Raw genomic sequence first — 23,301 nt, 5'->3', positions numbered from 1 at the left:
TCTTGGCGTGTGTGCTCTACGGCCGCCGGCTTCCGAAATTGAGACCCATTATTGGCCCTCGCGAAATTCCATTCCCCGACTGGCCGGTTGATTGGCACGATCTATCTTCTTTCCCGACGCAAACGGCTGGAAAAGACGACAGGTCCGCGAAGCCGGAATGGATTGCGGTGCGGACCGCGCACAGAATCAGGATAGACTGGCCGCGCGCCGGGACGACTGCTTCCATGGAGCATCCGACATGAGCAACCCACAGACCGCGGCCCCGGACAGCCAATCGTCCCGCCTGCGCCCGCCCTACGGTTCCGTCCTCGACCTGATCGGCCAGACTCCGATCGTCGAGCTGACCAAGTTCGACACCGGGAAATGCCGGCTGTTCATCAAGCTCGAAAGCCAGAATCCCGGCGGCTCGATCAAGGACCGCATCGCGCTGTCGATGATCGCGGCGGCCGAGAAGGAAGGCAGGCTGAAGCCCGGCGGCACCATCGTCGAGGCGACCGCCGGCAATACGGGCCTCGGCCTTGCCCAGGTCGGCATCCCCAAGGGCTACCGCATCATCCTCGTCGTGCCCGACAAGATGTCGCGCGAGAAGATCCAGCATCTGCGCGCGCTCGGCGCCGAGGTGCGCATGACGCGATCCGATGTCGGCAAGGGTCATGCCGAATACTATCAGGACATGGCGGAGAAGATCGCGGCGGAGGTGCCTGGCGCCTTCTACGCCAACCAGTTCGCCAACCCGGCCAATCCGCTCGCCCATGAAACGACGACCGGCCCGGAAATCCTCGCGCAGCTCGACGGCGACGTCGACGCGGTGGTGGTCGGTGTCGGCTCGGGCGGCACGCTGACCGGGCTCGGCCGCTATTTCGCGAAACATTCGCCGAAGACCGAGATGGTGCTGGCCGATCCGGTCGGCTCGGTGCTGGCGCCGCTGATCAAGACCGGCAAGATGGAGGAGGCGGGAAGCTGGACGGTGGAAGGCATCGGCGAGGATTTCGTGCCGCCCAATGCCGATCTGGCGCTGGTGAAGAAGGCCTACTCGATATCCGACAAGCAGAGCATGCTGGCGGTGCGCGATCTCCTGTCCAGGGAAGGCATACTGGCCGGCTCGTCGTCGGGCACGCTTTTGTCGGCCGCACTGCGCTATTGCCGCGAACAGACGACGCCCAAGCGCGTCGTCACCTTCGTCTGCGACAGCGGCAACAAATATTTGTCGAAAGTGTTCGACGATTTCTGGCTGGCCGAGCAGGGGCTGGCCGAGCACGAACAGCATGGCGACCTGCGCGACCTCGTGATGCGCTCGCACCGCACTGGCGACACCGTTTTCGTCGGCCCGGACGAAAGCCTGCTCAACGCCTATGGCCGCATGCGCCGCTCCGATGTCTCGCAACTGCCGGTGCTGGACCAGGGCAGGCTGGTCGGCATCGTCGACGAAAGCGATATTCTGGCCAAGGTCGACGGCCCCTATGACGGGCGTTGGGACCGTTTCAACGGCCCGGTGCGCTCCGCGATGACGTCCAACCTGCACACGCTGCAGGCCAGCCAGACGCTGGACGCGCTTTTGCCAGTGTTCGACCGCAACGAGGTCGCCATCATCTTCGACGGCGACGAGTTCGTCGGCCTGATCACCCGCATCGACCTGATCAACCATCTGAGGCGCGCACGATGACCACAGCCAGACCGCAATCGGGCAAGAACCGCCTGGCCTTTTCCACCCGCACCATCCATGGCGGCCAGAGCCACGATCCGCTGACCGGCGCCGTGATGGTGCCGATCTACGCCACCTCGACCTACGGCCAGCAGTCGCCCGGCGTGCACAAGGGGTTCGAATATGCGCGCAGCCAGAACCCGACGCGCTTCGCCTTCGAACGCGCCGTGGCAGACCTGGAAAGCGGCAGCGCCGCCTTTGCCTTCGCCTCCGGCCTTGCGTCGATCGCCACGGTGCTCGACCTGCTCGATACCGGCGCGCATATCGTCGCCACCGACGACATCTATGGCGGCTCCTTCCGGCTGATGGAGCGGGTGCGCAAGCGCTCGGCCGGTCTGCAGGTCTCCTTCGTCGACTTCACCGACCTCGCGGCGGTCGAGGCCGCGATCCGGCCGGAGACCAGAATGCTGTGGGTCGAGACGCCGACCAATCCGTTGCTGCGCATCGTCGACCTCGAGGGCGTCGCGGCATTGGCCAAACGCAAGGGCATTCTCTCGGTCGCCGACAACACGTTCTGCAGCCCCTATATCCAGCGGCCGCTGGAACTCGGCATCGACATCGTGGTCCATTCAACGACCAAATATCTCAACGGCCATTCCGACATGGTCGGTGGCGTCGCAGTCGTCGGCGACAACAAGGATCTCGCCGCCCAGCTGAAATTCCTGCAGAACGCCATCGGCGCCATCTCAGGCCCTTTCGACAGTTTTCTCGCCCTGCGCGGTTTGAAGACGCTGGCATTGCGCATGGAGCGCCATTCCACCAACGGCCTGAAAATCGCGCAGTGGCTGGAAGCGCGAAAGGGTGTGCGCCGTGTCATCTATCCCGGCCTCGCCAGTCATCCTCAGCACTCGATCGCGGTGCAGCAGATGCACGCTTTCGGCGGCATGATATCAGTCGTGCTCGACCGCGACCTCGCCGGAACGAAGCGCTTCCTTGAACGCACGCAACTGTTCACGCTGGCCGAGAGTCTCGGCGGGGTGGAAAGCCTGATCGAACACCCCGCTCTGATGACGCACGGTTCGATCCCGGCGGAAAAGCGCGAGGAGATCGGCATTTCGGATTCGCTGGTAAGGTTGTCGGCGGGGATCGAGGATGGCGATGATCTGATTGCGGATCTGGAGCAGGCGCTGGCGGGGTGAATGGACGGCGCTTCTGCCGGCACGAGCCAATCTCCAAAGCCAGCGCCGCCGACATCTCATGATAAAGTGATCCGTCATCACCCCTGGTTGACCTCGCGCGCCATTCGCCCGAACTATGGCGCCCCATGGCGACCCGCGAACCTCAAAAGCCCGTCGAGACCCTTACCTTCGCGGTGCTGGTCTTTCCCGGCTTTCCGATGATGGCGTTCAGTTCGGTGATCGAGCCGCTGCGCGCCGCCAACATCCTGGCGAAGAGGGAATGCTATCGCTGGATCATCGTCGGGGCGACCCAGGGTCCGGTCGAGGCTTCCAACGGCGTCGTCATCCAGCCGGGCTTTTACGCAGAGGCCGCGCCCAAGGTCGACCGGATCGTCGTCTGCTCGGGCGGCGACGCCGATCATCTCGTCGCCGAGGGCGCCGCGAGCTGGATCCGCCGCAGCCTGCGCGGCGGCGCGCATATCGGCGCGGTGGCGGATGCGGCGTTCTTCCTCGCCCGCGCGGGCCTCCTCGACGGCCATGCCTGCACCTTGCACTGGACCAGCCAGGCCGCTTTCACCGAGGCCTTCCCGGCGATCGAGCTCAGGCGCGACCTCTATGTCATCGACCGCAAGCGCTTCACTTCGGCCGGTGGCGTCGGCAGCCTCGACATGATGCTGGAGATCATCACCCGCGACTATGGCGCCGAACTTGCCGCAGGCGTCGCCGAATGGTTCGTGCACAGCCAGTTGCGATCGAGCGTCGACCGCAAGCTGATGCCGCTGAGATTGCGCACCGGCGTCCAGAACGAACTGGTCCTGTCGGCCATCGCCATCATGGAGGACGCGGTCGAGGAAAGGCTGGGGATGGCCGAACTCACCGCGCGGCTCGGCGTCTCCTCCGACAAGCTCGAGCGCTCCTTCCGCTCCGAACTCGACATCTCGCCCAACGGCTACTACCGGCGCCTGCGTTTGAAACGTGCCGCCGATCTCCTGGCCCACTCGACGCTCGCCGTGCGCGACGTCGCGCTGGCCTGCGGCTTTGCCTCGATGTCGAGCTTTGCCCGGGCGTTCCGGGAAGAGCACGGGCACGCACCGAAGCAGGCGAGGCGGCATTAGGTTTTTGGACTCTGGCGGGGCATCGCCCCTCTCTGCCCTGCCGGGCATCTCCCCCTCAAGGGGGGAGATCGATGTCACCACCGCTTTCGCCAATCTCCGAAGTCGAAAAGAAGGCGTGGCGGGCAAGCTGCTAATCTCCCCCCTTGAGGGGGAGATGTCCGGCAGGACAGAGAGGGGCGCCTCGCGCCTGCCTCTCTTATTTCCCCAGCGGCATTCCGCACAACGCTGGCACGATTATTTCAACATCCCTATGTGATGTTGGGCAGAGGCGGCTGACGGAGTTCAAGGCATGAGCAACTCTCAGATGGGGAAATATGTCTGGGCATCAGTCTTATATTACGTCGCGGCCGTGGTTGGTTTTTTGATTGCTGTCCCGATCAGCATGTTCGGGATTCTCTGGGGCGTACTTGCAGTGATTGGATACTTGACGCTGATCACATTTCTCAACTTCTGGCGGCGCAGACGACATCCGCGAAGCGCCTATCAGGTCGAATTGGCTAAAAGAAGATTGGACGGCTAGTCGCTTGCAAGGCGTGGCTCGTCTTGATCTGCCCAGCGGCATCCCGCACAACAAACGCGGTTTTCCGCACAATCCTTCGCCACCGCCTGCGCCATGGTCTGGCCTTGCAACCGACCCAAGGCCAATCCCCCATGAGCATCGTCGTATTCGACCCCGACAGCACCGAGGACGTCGACTTCAAGGACCGCATGCGCCACCCCGTGGCGACGGACCCGGCCGGCGGCATGTGGCTGTCGGATACCGAGCCGTCCTTCATCGATGCCGATGCGCTGCGCAAGGGCCGGCTGGCCAAGCTGCGCGGCTGGATGCGCGAGGCGGGTTATGGCGGCGTGGTGCTGTTCGACCCCTACAACCAGCGCTACGCCACCGGCTCGCGCAACATGTTCGGCTATTTCCTGCGCAACTCGACGCGTTATTTCTTCATCCCGACCGACGGCCCGATCGTGCTGTTCGAATATCCGCAGAGCTACCATGTCTCCATGGTGCTCGACACGATCGACGAGGCGCGTCCTTCCAAGCTCGTCTGGTCGTCGGTTTCGGGCCGCGACGACGAAACCGCCGGGCCCTTCGCCGACGAGATCGCCGAGCTGTTGAAAAAACATGGCGGCGGTTCGATGAAGCTCGGCCTAGACCGCTGCAGCCATCTGCAGGCGCTGGCGCTGGAAAAGCGCGGCTGCGAGGTGCGCGATTGCCAGGGCGAGATCCTGGCGGTGCGCGCGGTGAAGACGCCGGAGGAGGTCAAATGCCTGATGGCGTCGATGGCCGGCGCCGAGGCGGCCGTCTACGCCGTGCGCGAGGCGATCAAGCCCGGCGTCTCCGAAAACGAGCTGTTCGCGCTGATGTATGGCGAGGTCATCCGCCAGGGCGGCGAATTCATCGAGACGCGGCTCTTGACCTCCGGCCAGCGCACCAATCCCTGGTTCAACGAAGCCAGCGGCCGCAAGATCCGGCCGGGCGAACTCCTGGCGCTCGATACCGACACGATCGGCTGCTACGGCTACTACTCGGATTTTTCCCGCACCTTCCGCTGCGGTCCGGGCAAGCCCACCGCTTACCAGAAATCGCTCTACCGCATGGCGCACGACCAGGTTCAGCACAACATCTCGATCGTCAAGCCCGGCATGGCCTTTCGCGAGATCGCCGAGAAGGCGTGGAAAATCCCGGACCGTTTCGTCGACCAGCGCTATACATCGGTGATGCATGGCGTCGGCATGCATGGCGAGACGCCGTTCATCGCGCATGCCATGGATTACGAGACCTATGGCCGCGACGGCCATATCGTGCCAGGCATGGTGGTGAGCGTGGAAAGCTATATCGGCGAAAAGGGCGGCCGCGAGGGCGTCAAGCTGGAGGACGAGATCCTGATCACCGAGACCGGCACGGAGCTGCTTTCGCGGTTTCCTTATGAGGACGAGTTTCTGGAGGGGCGGGGTTGATTGCCTTTGCACGCCTCGCCAGCCCGCTGAACGGAACGCTGAGTGCGAACCCAGGCCCATCCGCATGAAAACTCCCATCGCCATCAAGCGCGGCACAGTCGCCGCTGTCTTCATCGACCTGCAGGAGGAGCATCGGCAGGATCCGCGCTACCTCGTCGAGGGTTACGAAACGATCCTGGCAAACGTCCAGCTGATACAGGCGGCGGCGCGGCGCAACCATGTGCCGCTCCATCACTGGGCCTATATCGTCGATCTCGACAATCAGGACCGTCCCTTTCATCCGGTGGGCGAGGACGGCAAGTCGGCCTTTTCCGACAAGAGCGATCCGCTCACCGAAATCTGCCGCGAAGTGGCGCCGGCCGAGGACGAGGCGCTGCTGATCAAGGCCGAGGCGAGCGCCTTGCGCACCGGCCCGGCCGCCGACCGGCTCAAGGCTTCCGGCATCGAATGGCTTGTCATATCCGGCGTCTGGACCGAGGCCTGCATCGACGCCTCGGTCAAGGACGCGGTGGCCAAGGGCTTTCGCGTGCTCCTGGTCAAGGATGCCTGCGGCAGCGGCAGCGCGGCCATGCACCAGACAGGCATCCTCAACCTTGCCAACCGCCTCTATGGCGGCGCCGTCACCGACACGGACGGCGCCTGCCGGCTGCTGGCCGGCGAGACCGTCAGCGTCTGGCAGGTCGAGGGCTCGGTGCCGCTGCGCTTCAGCTTTGAAAATGCCGCCCGTCTTTATGCCGAGCTTTGACGTGCCCGTTGGACTGAGATGAGCGACCGCGGCAAATACGGACCACGGCTCGATCCGGTTCTCTGGGCCTATATCGACAGCGTCAACGCCTGGTATCCGCCACAGATATCAGCGCAGCCGATCGACAGGCAGCGCGCGGTCTATGACCGGATGTGCCGCGCCTTCCACCAGGGCCGTCCGCCCGGGGTCAAGGCCAGCGACCTGATGGTCAGTTCGAAGAAGCATGGCATCCCGGTCCGCCGCTACCGGCTCGCCGATACGGTGCCGCTCGCGACGGTGCTCTATTTCCATGGCGGCGGTTTCATCCTCGGCGGGCTCGAGAGCCATGACGACATCTGCGCCGAGCTCTGCGCCGGCACCGGCTTCGACGTCTTGTCGGTCGACTACCGGCTGGCGCCGGAGCACCTCCACCCCGCCGGCTTCGACGACGCCATGGCCGCTTTCGAATGGGCGGCGGCAAGCAGCGACCTGCCGCTGGTATTGTGCGGCGAAAGCGCCGGCGGCAATCTGGCGGCAGCGGTGGCGCAGGCCACGCGCCATCATCCGCGTGCCGCCATCGGCCAGGTGCTGATCTATCCCGGCCTCGGCGGCAAAGAGGCCATGGGCTCCTATCTCGAACATGCCGATGCGCCGCTGCTGTCGACGGGCGACATCGCCTTCTACCGCGACGTCAGGTCGGCAAGGCGGCAATCGCCCGACGATCCGACCTTCTCGCCATTGCGCGACACCGATTTTTCCGGCCTGCCGCCGACCGTGATCGTGACGGCCGAATGCGACCCGCTGTCGTCGGACGGCGAGGCCTATCGCGACCATATAGTGGAGGCCGGCGGCAGGGCCTGGTGGCACGAGGAGCCGCGCCTGGTGCACAGTTTCCTGCGCGCCCGCACGACGGTACCCGCCGCGGCGGACGCTTTCGCGCGCATCATCTCTGTGGTGGCCGCGCTGGGCCGGGGTGAGTGGCCGTACTGAGGATCCGGATTACGAAGCCGTCGCGGCGCTTGCCTCGGACGACGTTGCTTTCAGCCAGAGCGCCTTTTCGCCGAGCGTGGCGACCATGGTGGCATGCGCCGCGCGCTCCGCTTCCGTCAGCCGTGGCCGCAACGGCGCCGGGCGCTCGGCGACGATGATTTCGATCTGGCGGACATTCTCGCCGCCCCGGGCCGGCGCGGTGGCGCTGTCCAGGATGAGCGCCGCCTGCTTGCCGCCGATCAGCTCGATATAGACCTCGGCCAGCAATTCGGAATCGAGCAGGGCGCCGTGCTTGGTGCGCTTGGTGTTGTCGATGCCGTAGCGCCGGCACAGCGCGTCGAGCGAATTCGGGCCCATCGGATGCTTGCGTCGCGCCAGCGCCAGCGTGTCGACGACAAGCCCGTTGTCGACGGGCGGGTGGCCGAGCCGGCCGAATTCGACATTGAGGAAGCCGATATCGAAGGTGGCATTGTGCGCGATCAGCTTGGCGCCGTCGGTGAACCGCAGCCATTCCTCGGCGATCTCGGCGAAACTCGGCTTGCCCGCGAGGTCGGCCGCGCTGATGCCGTGCACCGCCTGCGCCTCGGCATGGATCGCGCGGCCTTGCGGGTTGATATAGTGATGGAAGGTCCTGCCGGTCGGGAAGCGATTGACCAGCTCGACGCCGCCAAGCTCGATCACGCGGTCGTCGCGCGCATCGAGGCCGGTGGTTTCCGTATCGAAAATGATCTCACGCATCGAATCAGGTGCTCCTGATACGCAGAATCACGAGAGCGGAACAAAATGGCAATGGGAAACGACGCCGAGCAGGGCAATCACTACAGGTTTGCGCCGACATTCAATACATATCCGTGGCTTGCCTAGCCGGTCAGCTCGGCAATGATCGCATCGACCTGAGCGCGCGCCGCCTCCAGCCCCTGGCCAGTGTCGACGACGAAATCCGCCAGCCGGCGTTTTTCGGCGTCCGGTACCTGCTTGGCCAGGATCGAGGCCAGTTTTTCCTCGCTCATGCCCGGCCGCGCCAGCACGCGCTGGCGCTGGATTTCGGCCGGCGCGGAGACGACGACGATTTTGTCGACCCGGCCGCGGCCGCCGGTTTCGAACAGCAGCGGAATGTCGAGCACCGCTATCGATTCGCCGGCGTTACGATGCCTGGCCAGGAAGGCGTCGGCATCGGCACGCACCAGCGGATGGATGATGGCTTCCAGCTGCTTCAAGGCGGCGGCATCGCCCAGCACACGGGCGCCAAGCTTTGCCCGGTCGACCACGCCGCCGGCGGTGGTGCCGGGAAAGGCGGCCTCGACCAGGGGGGCCGCCTTGCCGGCATAGAGGCGGTGCACTGTCTCGTCGGAATCGTGTACCGGCACGCCGGCCTCGGCGAACATTTTTGCCGTCGTCGACTTGCCCATACCGATCGAGCCGGTGAGGCCAAGCACGATCATGGCCTGGTCACCCGAGACTGGGGAACCAGATCGGCAACGATGAGCGCGCGCAGCTCCGGCGTCACCTTCGGCCTGACGCCGAACCAGCGCTCGAAACCCGGCACCGCCTGGTTGAGCAGCATGCCGAGCCCGTCGACCGCCTTCAGCCCGCGTGCCCGCGCGGCGGCGAGCAGGGGGGTTTCGAGCGGCACATAGACGATGTCGTTGACCACGGCATGGCCGGGCAGCAGCGCGGGGTCGGCGGGCAGGCCCTCATTGCCCAGCATGCCGAGCGCGGTGGTGTTGACGAGCAGGCCGGCGTCGCCCAGCAGTTCGGCGGTGGCGCCCGCTTCATGCGCCGAAACACCGGCACCGAAGCGGTCACGCAACTCGACGGCCCGGGCGAGCGTGCGGTTGACGATGCGGATGTCCTTGAGGCCGCGCGTCTTCAGCGCGTGGATGACGGCGCGGGACGCACCGCCGGCACCCAGCACCACGGCCGCACCATTGGAGGCCCAGCCCGGCGCGTAATCGTCGAGATTGGCGGCAAAGCCGTGGCCGTCGGTATTGCCGCCCCACAAGGTGCCGTCCTCGAGCCAGAGCGTGTTGACGGCGCCGATCTCGTCCGCCGCGTGGTCGCGGCGCGCGACCTTCGCGAAGGCGGCCTCCTTGTGCGGGATGGTGACATTGCCGCCGCGATAGCCATTGACGCGCAGGCTCGAAAGGAAATCGGCGAAATCCCCGGGCGCGACATCGATCGCCTGATAGCTGCCGTCGATGCCATGTTCGGCCAGCCAGTGGCCGTGGATCATCGGCGAGCGCGAATGTTTTATCGGATGGCCCGTGACAAATGCTTTCCTGGAGGCTTCAGCCATCGATGGCTCCCAGGGCGCGCAGTTCCACCAGCAGCGGCAGCAGCGGCAGGCCGACAATGGTGAAATGGTCGCCTTCGATCTTTTCGAAGAGCTGGATGCCTTCGCCCTCGACCTGATAGGCGCCGACGCTCGACAGCGCCTTGGCGCCAACGCGGGCAAGATGGCGGCCGATGAAGGCCGGGTCGAGCTTGCGCATGGTCATGGAGGCGATGCCGACATGGCGCCACAGCACCTTGCCGTCGCGCACCAGCACGGCGGCGCTGTTCAATTGATGCGTCTTGCCCGACAGCGCCAGGAGGTGGCGGCGCGCGCCTTCCATGTCGGCCGGCTTGTGGAACACCTCGTCGCCGAGCGACAGCGTCTGGTCGCAGCCGAGCACCAGGGCGCCCGGCCGGCGCTCGCTGACTTCGGTCGCCTTGGCCTCGGCCAGCACCAGCGCGACATCCTCGGGCGAGGCGCCGCTGTCCTGCAACGGCGCCTCCAGCGCGCGCTCATCGAGCGTGGCGGGAACGGCTTCGATGGCAATGCCGGCATTTTCCAGCATCGCCTTGCGGAAGGGGCTGCCGGAGGCAAGGATTATTTTTTCGGTCATGTCTCGTCTGCCTACCGTGTCTTTCCCCGCAGGGCAACGATGGCAGCCGCCGTCTCCTCGATCGAGCGGCGGCTGACGTCGATCATCGGCCAGCCATGCCTGGTGCAGATCTGGCGGGCATAGGCGAGTTCCTCGTTGATGGCGGCGCGGTCGACATAATCGGTCGGCACGTAGCTGCTCGAATTGCCAAGGATGCGGTTCTGGCGCACATGCGAGATGCGCTCGGCGGTGGCGATCAGCCCGACGATCAGCGGCGTCCGGGCGTTGACCAGGCTCTCGGGCACCGGCACGCCGAGCACGATCGGGATATTGGCGGTCTTGTGGCCGCGGTTGGCGAGATAGATGCTGGTCGGCGTCTTCGACGTCCGCGAAATGCCGATCAGCACGATGTCGGCATCGTCCATATTGGCCGGTAGCTGGCCGTCATCATGCTCCATGGTGAAGTTGAGCGCGTCGATGCGCCGGAAATATTCAGCGTCGAGCACATGCTGGGCGCCGACGCGGCGGCCGGCCGGCGTGCCGAGATAGGACTGGAAGACGGTCAGCACCGGCTCCAGCACCGACACGCAGGGCAGGCCCATGGCCGCGCAGCGCTCGTCGATGCCGCGCGCCAGCTTCTGGTCGACGACCGTATAGAGGATGATGCCCGGCTCCTCCTCTATGTCCTCGAACACCTTGGCGATCTGCTTTTCGGTGCGGATCAGCGGGTAGATGTGTTCGATGGCGCGCGCATCCTTGTACTGCGCCGACGCGGCGCGGCCGGCGGCGAGCAGGGTTTCGCCGGTGGCGTCGGAAATCAGATGCAGGTGGAAGAAGCTCTGGGGTTTGTTCACAGGGGTCACCTGGGGCTGTGGGCGGATGTGGATAAGGTTGGACAGGCGGGCCTGCCGGCCGAAGGCGACTGTATCAGATGCCGGTTTGTCCACAATTCGATGTGCTGTCAGCTTCATCGGACGGCTGGGGACAAATCCGGGGACGAAGGATTTTGCCTTTCATCCGTCCACAGGAGACCTCTTCAGGGCACCCGATCTAGCGCATTGACTCCCCAGCGAGATTCCTGATTGTCCCCAGAACGCCGCAAACCGCGACCGGGAATGCGCGACAATATGCTTGCTGGTGTTTTGGCGGCCAAAGCGGGACAGGTGACAACCACCACAACCAACAGACTCTTAGAATCAGAAGACTCTTCTAAAATAAGATATTTGATTAAAGGGAAGCCGGGAGAGGCGAGCGCTCGATGCCAAGACGGATGATGCTGGATGTCCTGAAGGGCAAGGCTCACTTTCCTCCTCCGCTCTGGATGATGCGCCAGGCCGGACGCTACCTGCCGGAGTATCGTGAAACGCGAAAGCGCGCCGGTTCGTTCCTCGACCTCTGCTACAATCCCGACCTTGCCGTGGAAGTGACGATGCAGCCGATTGAGCGCTTCGGCTTCGACGCCTCGATCTTGTTCTCGGACATCCTTGTCGTTCCCCATGCGCTGGGCCGTGACGTGCGCTTCGAGGAAGGCAGGGGGCCGCTGTTGACGCCGATTTCGGCGCCCGAGATCGCGGCTCTCGAAGGCGATATGTTTCACGTGAATCTCGAACCGGTCTACGAGGCGGTGCGCCGGCTGCGGGCGAAACTGCCCGACGAAACCACGCTGATCGGCTTTTGCGGCGCACCGTGGACGGTGGCGACCTATATGATTGCCGGCCACGGCACATCGGACCAGGCGCCGGCGCGGCTGTTTTCCTATCGCGAGCCGCCGGCGTTCAAACGTCTCCTGAAGGTGCTGGCCGATCATTCGGCGGCCTACCTCATCAGGCAGATCGAGGCCGGCGCCGATGTCGTGCAGATATTCGATTCCTGGTCGGGCGTGCTCGACGATGCCTCGTTCGAGGCCTTCTGCGTCGAGCCGGTGGCTGAGATCGTCAGGCAAGTCCGGGCTGTTCATCCCGACGTGCCGGTGATCGGTTTTCCCAAGGGCGCCGGCGCGCGCTACGAGAGCTACCGTCAAAAGACCGGCGTGACGGGGCTCGGTATCGACTGGACGGTGCCGCTGGAGACGGCGAAGGCGTTGCAGCGGCAAGGCGCGGTCCAGGGCAATCTGGACCCGCTGCGGCTGGTGGCTGGTGGCCAGGCGCTGGCCGACGGCGTCGGGGCGATCCTGAAAGCGCTGGGAGATGGACCGCTGATCTTCAATCTCGGCCATGGCATCACGCCGGAGACGCCGGTGGCGCATGTCGAGGCGATGGTGAAACAGGTGAGGAGCGCGGCACGCTGATGGCCCAGTCAGACAATGGCGGCGGCAACGCCAACAGCACCGGCCAGGCGATGAAGCGCATGGTGGTCGGCATAGCCGTGCTGGTCGTCCTCACCGCGCTTTTGTTTTTCCTTGCGCCGGCCGATTTCTATCCCTGGGCTAAGGCGATCCATATTCTCGCGGTCATCTCCTGGATGGCCGGCATGCTCTATCTGCCGCGGCTGTTCGTCTATCACGCGGATGCGCAGAAGGGCTCCGTGCAGTCGGAGACCTTCAAGGTGATGGAGCGCCGGCTGCTGCGCGGCATCATCAATCCGGCGATGATCCTGACCTGGGTGTTCGGGCTTTGGCTGGCCTGGAAGATATTCGCCTTCCAGGGCGGGTGGCTGCACACCAAGATCGCCCTGGTGCTGGTTTTGTCGGGCATTCATGGCTATCTCGCCGGCGCGGTGCGCAAATTCGCCGAGGATCGCAACGAAAAACCGGCAAGGCACTGGCGGATCGTCAACGAGATCCCCACATTGCTGATGATCGCAATCGTGATCCTCGTCGTGGTGAAGCCCTTCTGAGGCTTCGTCAGACCCCGTCAAAAGGCGGCTTGCTCTTTCAGCCGACCGACGATACAAGACGGGTCTTCCTTCCCGTCATGCGCCGCCCGTCATTGCTTTCGGCCGCGCCCGGCATTTGTCGCATCCCGCCGATTTTTTCCCCAAAGCCTACCCAGAGTCTATCTAATGCAAGAAATGAAACTCACCGAGTTCAAGAACAAGAAGCCCCCAGAGCTGATCGCCTATGCCGAATCGCTCGAGGTCGAGAACGCCAGCGTCATGCGCAAGCAGGAGTTGATGTTCGCGATCCTGAAGAAGCTTGCCGCCCAGGACGTCGAAATCATCGGCGACGGCGTGGTCGAGGTGCTGCAGGACGGTTTCGGCTTCCTGCGCTCCGCCAATGCCAATTATCTGCCAGGTCCCGACGACATCTACATCTCGCCGTCGCAGATCCGGCGCTTTTCGCTGAAGACCGGCGATACGGTCGAAGGGCCGATCCGCAGCCCGAAAGAGGGCGAGCGCTATTTCGCGCTGCTCAAGGTCAACACGATCAATTTCGACGACCCCGAAAAGATCCGCCACAAGATCCATTTCGACAATCTGACGCCGCTCTATCCGACCTCGCGGCTGAAGATGGAGGTCGACAATCCGACCAGCAAGGACATCTCGCCGCGCGTCATCGACCTAGTGGCGCCGATCGGCAAGGGGCAGCGCGCCTTGATCAACGCGCAGCCGCGCACCGGTAAGACGGTGCTTTTGCAGAACATCGCGCATTCGATCACGGCCAATCATCCGGAATGCTACCTGATCGTGCTTCTGATCGACGAGCGTCCCGAGGAAGTGACCGATATGCAGCGCTCGGTCAAAGGCGAGGTTATCTCCTCGACCTTCGACGAGCCGGCGGTGCGCCACGTGCAGGTCGCCGAAATGGTCATCGAGAAGGCCAAGCGCCTGGTCGAGCATGGCCGCGATGTCGTCATCCTGCTCGATTCGATCACCCGCCTCGGCCGCGCCTACAACACCGTCGTGCCGTCATCGGGCAAGGTGCTGACCGGCGGTGTCGACGCCAACGCGCTGCAGCGTCCGAAGCGCTTCTTCGGCGCCGCCCGCAACATCGAGGAAGGCGGCTCGCTGACCATCATCGCGACCGCGCTGATCGATACCGGCAGCCGCATGGACGAAGTCATCTTCGAAGAGTTCAAGGGCACCGGCAACTGCGAAATCCAGCTCGACCGCAAGGTCGCCGATAAGCGCATCTATCCGGCCATCGACATCCTGAAGTCGGGCACCCGCAAGGAGGACCTGCTGGTATCGCGCCAGGATCTGCAGAAGATCTTCGTGCTGCGCCGCATCCTGGCGCCGATGGGAACCACCGACGCGATCGAGTTCCTGATCGACAAGCTGAAGCAGACCAAGACCAATGGCGATTTCTTCGATTCGATGAACACGTAAGGGTTTGTCCGGATCTTCCGGACCGCCTTCAGAACCCCGCTCCGGGAAACCGGGGTGGGGTTTTTTGTTGCCTGCGTCCGGGTCGGCGAATTCGAGGCTATTGCCGACGCAGCAGACGGTCGAGTTCGCCCGCGTCCGCCACCGCCGGCAGGCAAAGCTGTCCGGTGCACAGCCAGGCTCCCGGCCGGTTGGTCGGCGGCAGGATCCCGCCGGGCAGCAACGGTCGATTCGCCGCCGTACCGATCGGCACGACAATATCCACACGGCGCGGATCGGGATTTCGATTCGCGACCGGAACGAGCTTCGCGTCGTCCAGATCATCCACGATGACCAGCTTCAGCGGCTCGATGGCGAGCGCGCAGGCATTGACGATGCCGGTCTGGCCATAGGCCTGGTGCGCGGCGCGGCCGGCGGCATGCTCGGCGGTCCTCCAGGCTTTCTCCTGCAGGCCGAGATTGCCGGTGAGGAAAGCAAGCCGCAGCATCGCCTCGATGATCTGGCTGCTGGCGGACGGAATGGCCTCGTCTACATCGCCCCTGATGCGGATCGGCACATCGGTGCTGTCCGAGGCGGTCAGGTAATAACCCGTGCCGTCCGCGTCGGCGTGCCAATGGTCGAGCTGTTCGAGAAACTGGCCGGCCCGGTCGACATAGGTCCAGTCGCCAGTGGCTTCGAACAGCGAGATCGCCGCGTTGATCATGGCGGCATAGTCGCTCGACAGAGCCGGAAACAGTTTCCTGGCGCCGAGCATGGAATGCGGCAGACGACCGTCCCGGCTTGCCGCGTCGATATGGGCGAAGGCCTTTGCGGCCGCCTCGATCCAGTCGGGCCGGGCCAGCGAGCGGCCGGCCTCGGCGAGCGCGGCTATGACAAGGCCGTTCCAGTCGGTGAGGGTCTTGGCATCGAGGCCCGGCCTGACGCGCTCCTCCCGGACAGCGAGAAGCCTTGCCTTCAGCGGGCTCAGCCGGTCGCGGTCGGAAATCCCGATCCCTTGCCGGGCAAGCGTCTGGTGGATCACCGGCTTGCCTTCCCAGCCGGGCGGGCTGGAAAGCGTGAAGTATTTGAAAAACAACGCTGAATCGTCGCCCAGTACGGCTTCGACCTCCTGCCTGGTCCAGGTGTAGAACAGTCCCTCCTCGCCATCGCTGTCGGCGTCGAGGCTGGCGGCAAAGGCGCCCCCGTCAACGCGCATCTCGCGCAGCAGCCAGGCCACCGTGTCTTCGATTCGTACCCGGAACAAATCATTGCCGGTCGCGGCATGGCCCCAGTTGCAGAAGCGGATGAGCTGGGCGTTGTCGTAAAGCATCTTCTCGAAATGCGGCACCAGCCATTCGGCGTCGGTCGAATAGCGGCTGAGCCCGCCGCCAATGTGATCGTAGATGCCGCCGGCCAGCATATGTTCGAGGCTGATGAGAACGTCGTCGCGATGCGCGGCGTTGCCGTCGCGCAGCCAGGACAGCCAGAGCGTGAGCATGAACGGCGCGTTGGGGAATTTCGGTGCGCCGGCCAGGCCGCCGCGGTCGCGGTCGATCATGCCGGCGATGCGGCCGGCGAGATCGGACAGCGTGTCGCGATCGAGAAGCGCCTTGGCATGGGTGGCCGAGAGCCGTGCCTCGACATGCGAGGTCAAGCCGTCGGCGCTCTGGTGCAGGCTCGCCCGCTTCTCGCGCCAGGCCTTGTCGACCGCCTCCATCACCTGGATGAAGCCCGGGCGGCCATAACGCGGCTCGCGCGGGAAATAGGTGCCGCCCCAGAACGGCTTGCCGTCCGGCGTCATGAACATGGTCAGCGGCCAGCCGCCTTGCTCGCCCATGGAGGACAAGGCCGCCATATAGATCTGGTCGATGTCGGGACGCTCCTCGCGGTCGACCTTGATATTGACGAACAGACGGTTCATGACGGCGGCGACGTCGGCGTTCTCGAAGCTTTCATGGGCCATGACGTGGCACCAGTGGCAGGCGGCATAGCCGACGGAAAGCAGGATGGGCTTGTCCAGCGCCTTTGCTTCCTCGAGCGAGGCCGGCGACCATCCCCGCCAATGCACGGGATTGCCGCTGTGTTGCTGCAGATAGGGGCTGGCCTCGTCGGCAAGCAGGTTTTGCGCGGGCAATGTCACAATGGCCATCTTTCGGGGCAACTGGTTTCGGGGCGGTCCGGGGTCGGTGATGAGGCGGAAGCTAGGGCGGTTCGGTAGAGCGGGCAAATGATTTCAGGCGATTCGATCGTGGCGCTGTCGAGCGGCCGGCTTCCAGCCGGCGTCGCGGTGCTGCGCCTGTCCGGCCCCAAGACTCGATTCGTGATCGAAACGATTGTTTGCGGCATGGTTAAGGAGCGGGCCGCGGTTCTGCGCAAGTTCAAGGCGGCGGATGGGACGGTGCTCGACACCGGACTGGTCGTCTTCTTCCCCGGTCCGGCCAGCTTCACGGGTGAGGATGTCGCAGAGTTTCATGTTCATGGCGGGCGCGCCGTGGTGGCGAGGATGCTGGAAACAATTGCCGGATTTGACGGCATCAGGCACGCGGAACCCGGAGAATTCACGCGCCGCGCCTTTCTCAATGGCAAGCTCGACCTGGTCGAGACCGAGGCGCTGGCGGATCTGGTCAATGCCGAGACCGAAGCGCAGCGGCGTTTTGCTGTCCAGAATGCCGAGGGCGCGCAAAGTGAACTCTATCAGCGCTGGCGGCGCCGGCTGATCCATGCGCGGGCCATGATCGAGGCCGAGATCGATTTCGCCGATGAGGATGATGTGCCGGGATCCGTTTCGGATACGGTCTGGTCTGACGTGCGGTCGATGATCTCGGAGATCGAGCACCATGTCGCCGGGTTCCACGCGGCGGAGATCATCCGCGACGGTTTTGAGGTGGTGATCCTCGGCGCGCCCAATGCCGGCAAGTCGAGCCTGTTCAACGCGCTGGCGCGGCGGGACGCGGCCATTGTGACGGATGAGCCGGGCACGACGCGGGATTTGCTTGAGCTGGTCCTGGATCTTGGCGGTCTGCGCGTCAGGCTGACGGACACGGCCGGTTTGCGCGAGGCGCCCGGCAAGGTCGAGGCGATCGGCATCGAAAAGGCGCGCGCCAAGGCCGGGCGTGCCGATCTTCTCCTGTTGCTGCGGGACCTGACGGACCCGCAGGAGACCGATTTGCCGGCGATGACCACACCCGCCTTGCGCGTCGGGACCAAGACGGATCTGCTGGACGGCCGGATTGGCCACGAGATCGATGGCCGCTACGACTTTGTCATCTCGGTGAATGATGGGACCGGCTTAGACGCGCTGCTCGCGCGGATCGAACGGCTGGCCGCGGACGCTGCCGGCGTTGTCGGCGATGTCTTGCCATCGCGCCTGCGCCACGTCGAATTGCTGGCCGCGGCGAACCAGCATTTGGTCCGCGCGACGGAGGGCGAGGCCGCGGGCCAGGAGTTGCGTGCCGAGGAATTGCGGCTTGCGGCGGATCGCCTGGGTCGGATTGTCGGCGCCATCGATGTCGAGGATATGCTGGATGTGATTTTTTCGCAGTTCTGCATTGGAAAGTGATTCACGTGAAACAGGCAGTCGCCAAGAGCTAAGTGACTCACGTGAAACACCGAGGTTCTCGGCGACTGTCCACAGCTGCGCCACTCAGACCAGATCGTCTTCCCTGAGCCCAAGGATCTATCGACGCGACATGGTCGGACCGGCAGGGTCTCCGAGAAACCACAGTGCGTGGCTCTGGTACCAGGTGAAGCCCAGGAGGACGACGGATGACACAGCTCTGTTGTTTCACGTGAAACGACCTGCATCTTGACAGCGTCCGCTCCGGGGGACATGTCTCCCGCAACTTCTCAATCTGGGATCCTGAAATGACCGATCACTATGATGTGGTTGTGGTGGGCGGCGGCCATGCGGGTTGCGAGGCGGCCAGTGCGGCCGCACGCGCCGGCGCCAGAACCGCGCTGGTGACGCTGCGCTTCGACACGATCGGCGTGATGTCGTGTAATCCGGCGATCGGCGGGCTCGGCAAGGGGCACCTGGTGCGCGAGATCGATGCCATGGACGGCCTGATGGGTCGCGTTGCGGACGCCGCCGGCATCCAGTTCCGCCTGCTCAACCGCCGCAAGGGACCGGCGGTGCGCGGTCCGCGCACGCAGGCCGACAGGAAGCTCTATCGCCTTGCCATGCAGGAAGCGATTCGGCAGCAGAACGATCTCGACGTGGTCGAGGGTGAAGTGCTCGATTTCGAGATTGCCGACGGCCGGATCGCGGCGGTTCTGCTGGCGGACGGCCGCCGGCTTGCCTGCGGCGCCGTGGTGCTGACGACCGGCACCTTCCTGCGCGGGCTGATCCATATCGGTGAGAAGAAGATGGTCGCCGGGCGCATGAACGAGAAGGCCAGCATGGGGTTGTCGGCGACGATGAACCGCGCCGGCTTCAAGCTCGGCCGGCTCAAGACGGGCACGCCGCCACGGCTGGATGGACGGACGATCGACTGGGCGTCGCTGGAAAGCCAGGCGGCGGACGCCGATCCGGTCCCCTTCTCGCTATTGACCGACCGCATCACGACGCCGCAGATCGACTGCGGCATTACGCGCACGACCACCGCCACTCACGAGCTCATCAGGTCAAATCTTGGACGCTCGGCCATGTATTCCGGCTCGATCGAGGGCGTCGGGCCACGCTACTGCCCGTCGATCGAGGACAAGATCGTCAAGTTCGGCGACCGCGACGGGCACCAGATCTTTCTCGAGCCGGAAGGGCTAGACGACCATACCGTCTATCCCAACGGCATTTCGACATCGCTGCCGGAGGACGTCCAGCTCGATATCCTGAAGACCATCCCCGGGCTGGAGCGCGCCGCCATGCTGCAGCCCGGCTATGCCATCGAATATGACCACGTCGATCCGCGTGAACTCCATCAGACGCTGGAGACAAGGCGCGTCGCCGGGCTTTTTCTCGCCGGGCAGATCAACGGCACGACCGGCTATGAAGAGGCTGCCGGCCAGGGGCTGCTCGCCGGGCTCAACGCGGCGAGACGCGCTTCAGGCGGGGAGCAGGTCGTGCTCAGCCGGACCGAGGCCTATATCGGCGTGATGGTCGATGACCTGACCAGCCGCGGCATTGCCGAGCCCTACCGGATGTTCACCTCGCGGGCCGAATTCCGGCTGTCGCTGCGCGCCGACAATGCCGACGAGCGGCTGACGCCACTGGCCGACAGGCTTGGGATTACCTCGCCGCGGCGCACACAGCGCTATGGGGATGTGATGCGGCGGCTCGACGATGCCCGCCAACTGGCGCTTTCGCTGACCATGACGCCAAACGAGGCGGCGCGGCACGGCCTGGAGATCAACCGCGACGGCGTGCGCCGGTCCGGTTTCGAATTGCTCGCCTATCCCGGCGTCGACGTGGGCTGGCTGGCCGGGATCGAACCAAGATTTCACGATATCGATGCCAAGACTGCCGAGCGACTCGAAACGGAAGCGAAATATTCAGTCTATCTCGACCGCCAGAGCACGGATGTGGCGCAGATACGGCATGAGGAGAGCCGGCTGATCCCCGAGACGGTCGATTTTGGTGGCGTGCCCGGGCTGTCCAACGAGTTGAAGCAGAAAATGCAGGCGAGGCGGCCACGTTCCATCGCCGATGCGCAGCGCATGGAAGGGATGACGCCGGCGGCGCTGGCGATCATCGTCGCGCATGTCCGCCACCATGAGGGCGCGCAGAGGAACGTTGCGTGAGCTCTCTTTCCCTGGAGAGCCTGCGGGACGCCGCCGGCCCGGTTTCACGTGAAACATTCGATCGCCTGGTGGCGTTCGACGCGATGTTCCAGAAATGGAACCGCAGCATCAATCTGGTGGCGCAATCGACTTCGGGCGATGTCTGGCAGCGCCACATCCTGGACAGCGCGCAGCTGGCGCGGATAGAGCCCGATGCCAGGCAGTGGGTCGATATCGGCTCGGGCGGCGGATTTCCCGGGCTGGTCATGGCCTTCCTGCTCACCGAACGTCCGGCGGCAAGCATCGATCTGGTCGAAAGCAACCGCAAGAAAGCCTCGTTCCTGCAGACCGTCATCGGCCAGTTCGGCCTGCCGGCACGGGTGGTGGCGCGGCGCATCGAGGATAGCCATGCGTTTGTTTCGACACCGCAAATCGTCACGGCACGGGCGTTGGCGCCCCTTTCGGTCCTTCTCGACCTGTCGGCGCCGTGGCTGAGCGCAGGCGCGCGCGCTCTGTTCCACAAAGGTCGGGATTATCGCGCCGAAGTGCAAGAAAGCGTTAACCGCTGGACCTTCGATCTGGTAGAACATCCAAGCGTGACCGACGCCAGCGGCGTCATCCTTGAACTGTCTGATCTGCGATCCGTCTGATCTTCGCCCCGTCAGACCTTTGGCGACCCCAAAAATGAATTTCTGGCATAAACCCATGATCAAAAACGGCCCCCGCATCATCACCGTAGCCAACCAGAAAGGCGGCGTCGGCAAGACGACCACCGCCATCAACCTGGCGACGGCGCTGGCGGCGATCGGCGAAAAAGTGCTGATCGTCGACCTCGACCCGCAAGGCAATGCAAGCACCGGCCTCGGCATCGACCGCAAGGACCGGACAGTCTCGTCCTATGACGTGCTGACCGGCGAGCTAGACCTCGAGGCGGCCGCGGTTCCGACGGCCGTGCCGGGTCTTTCGATCGTGCCGTCGACGCTCGACCTGCTCGGTATCGAAATGGAGATCGCCTCGGCGCCCGACAGGGTGCTCAAGCTGCGCAATGCACTGCGTGCCGCCACCGAACGCGGGGCACCCTTCGGCTATGTGCTGATCGATTGCCCGCCCTCGCTCAATCTTTTGACTTTGAATTCAATGGCGGCAGCCGATTCCGTTCTGGTTCCACTGCAATGTGAGTTCTTCGCGCTGGAAGGTCTCAGTCAGCTGCTCGAAACCGTCGAGCAGGTGCGCCGCTCCATCAATCCGGATCTCACCATCCAGGGCATCGTCCTGACCATGTATGACGGCCGCAACAACCTTGCCAACCAGGTGGTGCAGGATGTGCGCCAGCACATGGGCGACAAGGTCTACGAAACCATCATCCCGCGCAATGTGCGGGTGTCGGAAGCGCCTTCCTACGGCAAGCCGGCGATCCTCTACGATTTGAAATGCTCGGGTAGCCAGGCCTATCTGCAGCTGGCCTCAGAAGTGATCCGCCGCGAGCGTAAATTGCGCGCCGCTTGATTAGGGCTGATGCATATTTAACCGCCGATTCGATACCGAAACGATTCGAAATAGACGTGGAATAGAAATGAACGAAGATCTCTCGAGGAAAAGACTGGGTCGCGGGCTGGCAGCTTTGATCGGCGAGATCGACCGGCCGGCGGCACCGGAAAAGCCCGGCATGAGCGCCGACGGCAAGGTGCCGATCGAGTTCATCAGCGCCAATCCGAAGAATCCGCGCCGGCATTTCGGCGATGCCGAACTGACTGATCTTGCCCAGTCGATCCGCGAACATGGCGTCGTCCAGCCGGTGGTGGCGCGGCCATCGCCCACCCAGGCCGGCCGCTACGAGATCATCGCCGGTGAGCGGCGCTGGCGCGCGGCGCAGCGTGCCGGGCTCACCGAGATCCCGGTCATCATCCGCGATGTCAACGACCGCACGGCGCTGGAGCTGGCGATCATCGAGAACGTCCAGCGCGCCGACCTCAATCCGGTCGAAGAGGCGCAGGGCTATCAGCAGCTCATCGACGACCATGGCTATACCCAGGCCGATCTCGGCCAGGTGATCGGCAAGAGCCGCAGCCATGTCGCCAACACGTTGAGACTTTTGAAGCTGCCCGACGTGATCCGCGACATGCTGGTCGACGGTGCGCTGTCGGCCGGCCATGCCCGCACGCTGGTGACGGCGGAGGATCCGGCCGGCCTTGCCAAGCGCATCGTCGAGGAAGGCCTTTCCGTGCGCCAGGCCGAAGCGCTGGCGCAGATGCCGGCCGGCAGTCCCGCCAAGGAAGCCAAGCCGGCAGCGGCTGCCGAGCAGAAGGACGCCGACACGCTGGCGCTGGAGAAGCTGCTCACCGATACGACCGGCATGATCGTGACGGTCGACCACAAGGGCAAGGGCGGGACGCTGCGCATCGCTTATCGCTCGCTGGAGCAGCTCGACGAGCTCTGCAGGCGGCTAAAACAGGACTGATATTTAGCCGGACAACTATTCTGATGCGGCTGCGTCCCTGGCGCCGGCGCGGCTATCTGATTCACGAGAGAATCTCCTTTATAGTCAACGGTTTGCGTTGCACCTCAACTGCCTGCCGGCAGCCCGTACAGTGACGGCGCCGTCGCGGATGATTTCGTCAATCGCCAAGGTTGAATGACAGGCGCCGGCGTCGCAGCCAGCGTCTTTCTCCCGTTCCACGGGGAGAAATGCCCGGCAGGGCAATGAGCGACTATCTTTGGTGTCAAGTTGCATTTGCGAACTCCACGCGCGCATCGCGTGCTTTCGCATTGAGGATGACTAGGAGTTTTCGGGCCAACGCCATGCGAATGACCATTTTGGTTTTGCCAGCCTTTTGCAACCGTTCGGCGAAAGCGTGCAGATGAGGATCGTACC

The 23,301-nt window shown here is 64.2% G+C and carries 21 protein-coding genes and 1 pseudogene; 15 read left to right on the top strand and 7 right to left on the bottom strand.

What is annotated here, in order from left to right; all coding sequences use genetic code 11:
- Positions 1-238 precede the first annotated feature (238 nt).
- The 7 genes from FJ967_RS31735 to FJ967_RS31700 all read left to right on the top strand — a co-directional run bounded on the left by FJ967_RS31735 (position 239) and on the right by FJ967_RS31700 (position 7,605).
- Positions 239-1,663 carry a pyridoxal-phosphate dependent enzyme gene (locus tag FJ967_RS31735; protein ID WP_140736261.1) on the top strand — a complete coding sequence of 475 codons (1,425 nt, stop codon included), beginning with the start codon at positions 239-241 and terminating at the stop codon, positions 1,661-1,663.
- A complete protein-coding gene (locus FJ967_RS31730; RefSeq protein ID WP_140736260.1) occupies positions 1,660-2,841 on the top strand; it encodes a PLP-dependent aspartate aminotransferase family protein in 1,182 nt (393 codons plus the stop codon). The genes FJ967_RS31735 and FJ967_RS31730 overlap by 4 nt, the downstream gene beginning before the upstream one ends.
- 125 nt (positions 2,842-2,966) lie before the next feature.
- The gene (locus tag FJ967_RS31725; protein ID WP_140736259.1) at positions 2,967-3,935 is read left to right on the top strand and encodes a GlxA family transcriptional regulator; all 969 of its coding nucleotides are present in this window, start codon (positions 2,967-2,969) and stop codon (positions 3,933-3,935) included.
- A gap of 289 nt (positions 3,936-4,224) precedes the next feature.
- Entirely contained in the window at positions 4,225-4,455 is a 231-nt protein-coding gene (locus FJ967_RS31715; protein ID WP_140736258.1) for a hypothetical protein, read from the top strand.
- A 131-nt stretch (positions 4,456-4,586) separates the two neighbouring features.
- Positions 4,587-5,891 (top strand): Xaa-Pro peptidase family protein, encoded by a 1,305-nt coding sequence (locus tag FJ967_RS31710; RefSeq protein ID WP_140736257.1) that lies wholly within the window; start codon positions 4,587-4,589, stop codon positions 5,889-5,891.
- 64 nt (positions 5,892-5,955) lie between these two features.
- Positions 5,956-6,636: an isochorismatase family protein gene (locus FJ967_RS31705; RefSeq protein ID WP_140736256.1), complete on the top strand. Its 681-nt coding sequence runs from the start codon at positions 5,956-5,958 to the stop codon at positions 6,634-6,636.
- An 18-nt stretch (positions 6,637-6,654) separates the two neighbouring features.
- On the top strand, positions 6,655-7,605 hold the full coding sequence (locus tag FJ967_RS31700) for an alpha/beta hydrolase (RefSeq protein WP_140736255.1): 951 nt from the start codon (positions 6,655-6,657) through the stop codon (positions 7,603-7,605).
- Between the two features lie 9 nt (positions 7,606-7,614).
- Here the strand turns inward: FJ967_RS31700 and dnaQ are convergent, their stop codons facing one another.
- The 5 genes from dnaQ to FJ967_RS31675 all read right to left on the bottom strand — a co-directional run bounded on the left by dnaQ (position 7,615) and on the right by FJ967_RS31675 (position 11,326).
- Positions 7,615-8,343, bottom strand: coding sequence for a DNA polymerase III subunit epsilon (gene dnaQ, locus FJ967_RS31695; RefSeq protein WP_140736254.1), 729 nt, complete (start codon positions 8,341-8,343; stop codon positions 7,615-7,617).
- A gap of 122 nt (positions 8,344-8,465) precedes the next feature.
- Positions 8,466-9,047: a dephospho-CoA kinase gene (coaE, locus tag FJ967_RS31690; protein WP_140736253.1), complete on the bottom strand. Its 582-nt coding sequence runs from the start codon at positions 9,045-9,047 to the stop codon at positions 8,466-8,468.
- Positions 9,044-9,901, bottom strand: a complete 858-nt coding sequence (locus FJ967_RS31685) for a shikimate dehydrogenase (RefSeq protein ID WP_140736252.1) — start codon at positions 9,899-9,901, stop codon at positions 9,044-9,046. The genes coaE and FJ967_RS31685 overlap by 4 nt, the downstream gene beginning before the upstream one ends.
- A complete protein-coding gene (locus FJ967_RS31680) occupies positions 9,894-10,493 on the bottom strand; it encodes a Maf-like protein (RefSeq protein WP_140736251.1) in 600 nt (199 codons plus the stop codon). Before FJ967_RS31680 ends, FJ967_RS31685 begins: the two co-directional genes overlap by 8 nt.
- 11 nt (positions 10,494-10,504) lie before the next feature.
- Positions 10,505-11,326 (bottom strand): pyruvate, water dikinase regulatory protein, encoded by an 822-nt coding sequence (locus FJ967_RS31675; RefSeq protein ID WP_140736250.1) that lies wholly within the window; start codon positions 11,324-11,326, stop codon positions 10,505-10,507.
- Between the two features lie 404 nt (positions 11,327-11,730).
- Here FJ967_RS31675 and hemE point away from each other — a divergent pair, with 404 nt between their 5' ends.
- From hemE to rho, 3 genes are all read left to right on the top strand, one after another.
- Positions 11,731-12,759: a uroporphyrinogen decarboxylase gene (gene hemE, locus FJ967_RS31670; RefSeq protein ID WP_140736249.1), complete on the top strand. Its 1,029-nt coding sequence runs from the start codon at positions 11,731-11,733 to the stop codon at positions 12,757-12,759.
- Entirely contained in the window at positions 12,759-13,307 is a 549-nt protein-coding gene (gene hemJ, locus FJ967_RS31665) for a protoporphyrinogen oxidase HemJ (protein WP_140736248.1), read from the top strand. Before hemE ends, hemJ begins: the two co-directional genes overlap by 1 nt.
- A 165-nt stretch (positions 13,308-13,472) precedes the next feature.
- The gene (rho, locus tag FJ967_RS31660; RefSeq protein WP_140736247.1) at positions 13,473-14,738 is read left to right on the top strand and encodes a transcription termination factor Rho; all 1,266 of its coding nucleotides are present in this window, start codon (positions 13,473-13,475) and stop codon (positions 14,736-14,738) included.
- Positions 14,739-14,835: 97 nt separating this feature from the next.
- Here the strand turns inward: rho and FJ967_RS31655 are convergent, their stop codons facing one another.
- Positions 14,836-16,863, bottom strand: coding sequence for a thioredoxin domain-containing protein (locus FJ967_RS31655; protein ID WP_246675459.1), 2,028 nt, complete (start codon positions 16,861-16,863; stop codon positions 14,836-14,838).
- Between the two features lie 78 nt (positions 16,864-16,941).
- Between FJ967_RS31655 and mnmE the strand changes: the two genes are divergently transcribed.
- From mnmE to FJ967_RS31630, 5 genes are all read left to right on the top strand, one after another.
- Positions 16,942-18,273 (top strand): tRNA uridine-5-carboxymethylaminomethyl(34) synthesis GTPase MnmE, encoded by a 1,332-nt coding sequence (gene mnmE, locus FJ967_RS31650; protein ID WP_140736246.1) that lies wholly within the window; start codon positions 16,942-16,944, stop codon positions 18,271-18,273.
- 305 nt (positions 18,274-18,578) lie between these two features.
- Entirely contained in the window at positions 18,579-20,450 is a 1,872-nt protein-coding gene (mnmG, locus tag FJ967_RS31645) for a tRNA uridine-5-carboxymethylaminomethyl(34) synthesis enzyme MnmG (protein WP_140736245.1), read from the top strand.
- The gene (gene rsmG, locus FJ967_RS31640; protein ID WP_140736244.1) at positions 20,447-21,079 is read left to right on the top strand and encodes a 16S rRNA (guanine(527)-N(7))-methyltransferase RsmG; all 633 of its coding nucleotides are present in this window, start codon (positions 20,447-20,449) and stop codon (positions 21,077-21,079) included. The genes mnmG and rsmG overlap by 4 nt, the downstream gene beginning before the upstream one ends.
- Before the next feature lie 55 nt (positions 21,080-21,134).
- Entirely contained in the window at positions 21,135-21,935 is an 801-nt protein-coding gene (locus FJ967_RS31635) for a ParA family protein (RefSeq protein ID WP_140736243.1), read from the top strand.
- A gap of 67 nt (positions 21,936-22,002) precedes the next feature.
- Positions 22,003-22,887: a ParB/RepB/Spo0J family partition protein gene (locus tag FJ967_RS31630; RefSeq protein ID WP_140736242.1), complete on the top strand. Its 885-nt coding sequence runs from the start codon at positions 22,003-22,005 to the stop codon at positions 22,885-22,887.
- A gap of 262 nt (positions 22,888-23,149) precedes the next feature.
- Here the strand turns inward: FJ967_RS31630 and FJ967_RS33865 are convergent.
- A pseudogene (locus FJ967_RS33865) lies at positions 23,150-23,301 on the bottom strand (IS110 family transposase); the annotation flags it as partial.

Origin of the sequence: Mesorhizobium sp. B2-3-4 (assembly GCF_006442315.1) — a bacterium.
Lineage (GTDB): Bacteria > Pseudomonadota > Alphaproteobacteria > Rhizobiales > Rhizobiaceae > Mesorhizobium.
Note: the sequence above shows the minus strand (reverse complement) of the source record. Positions and strands in the feature narration are given on the sequence as shown.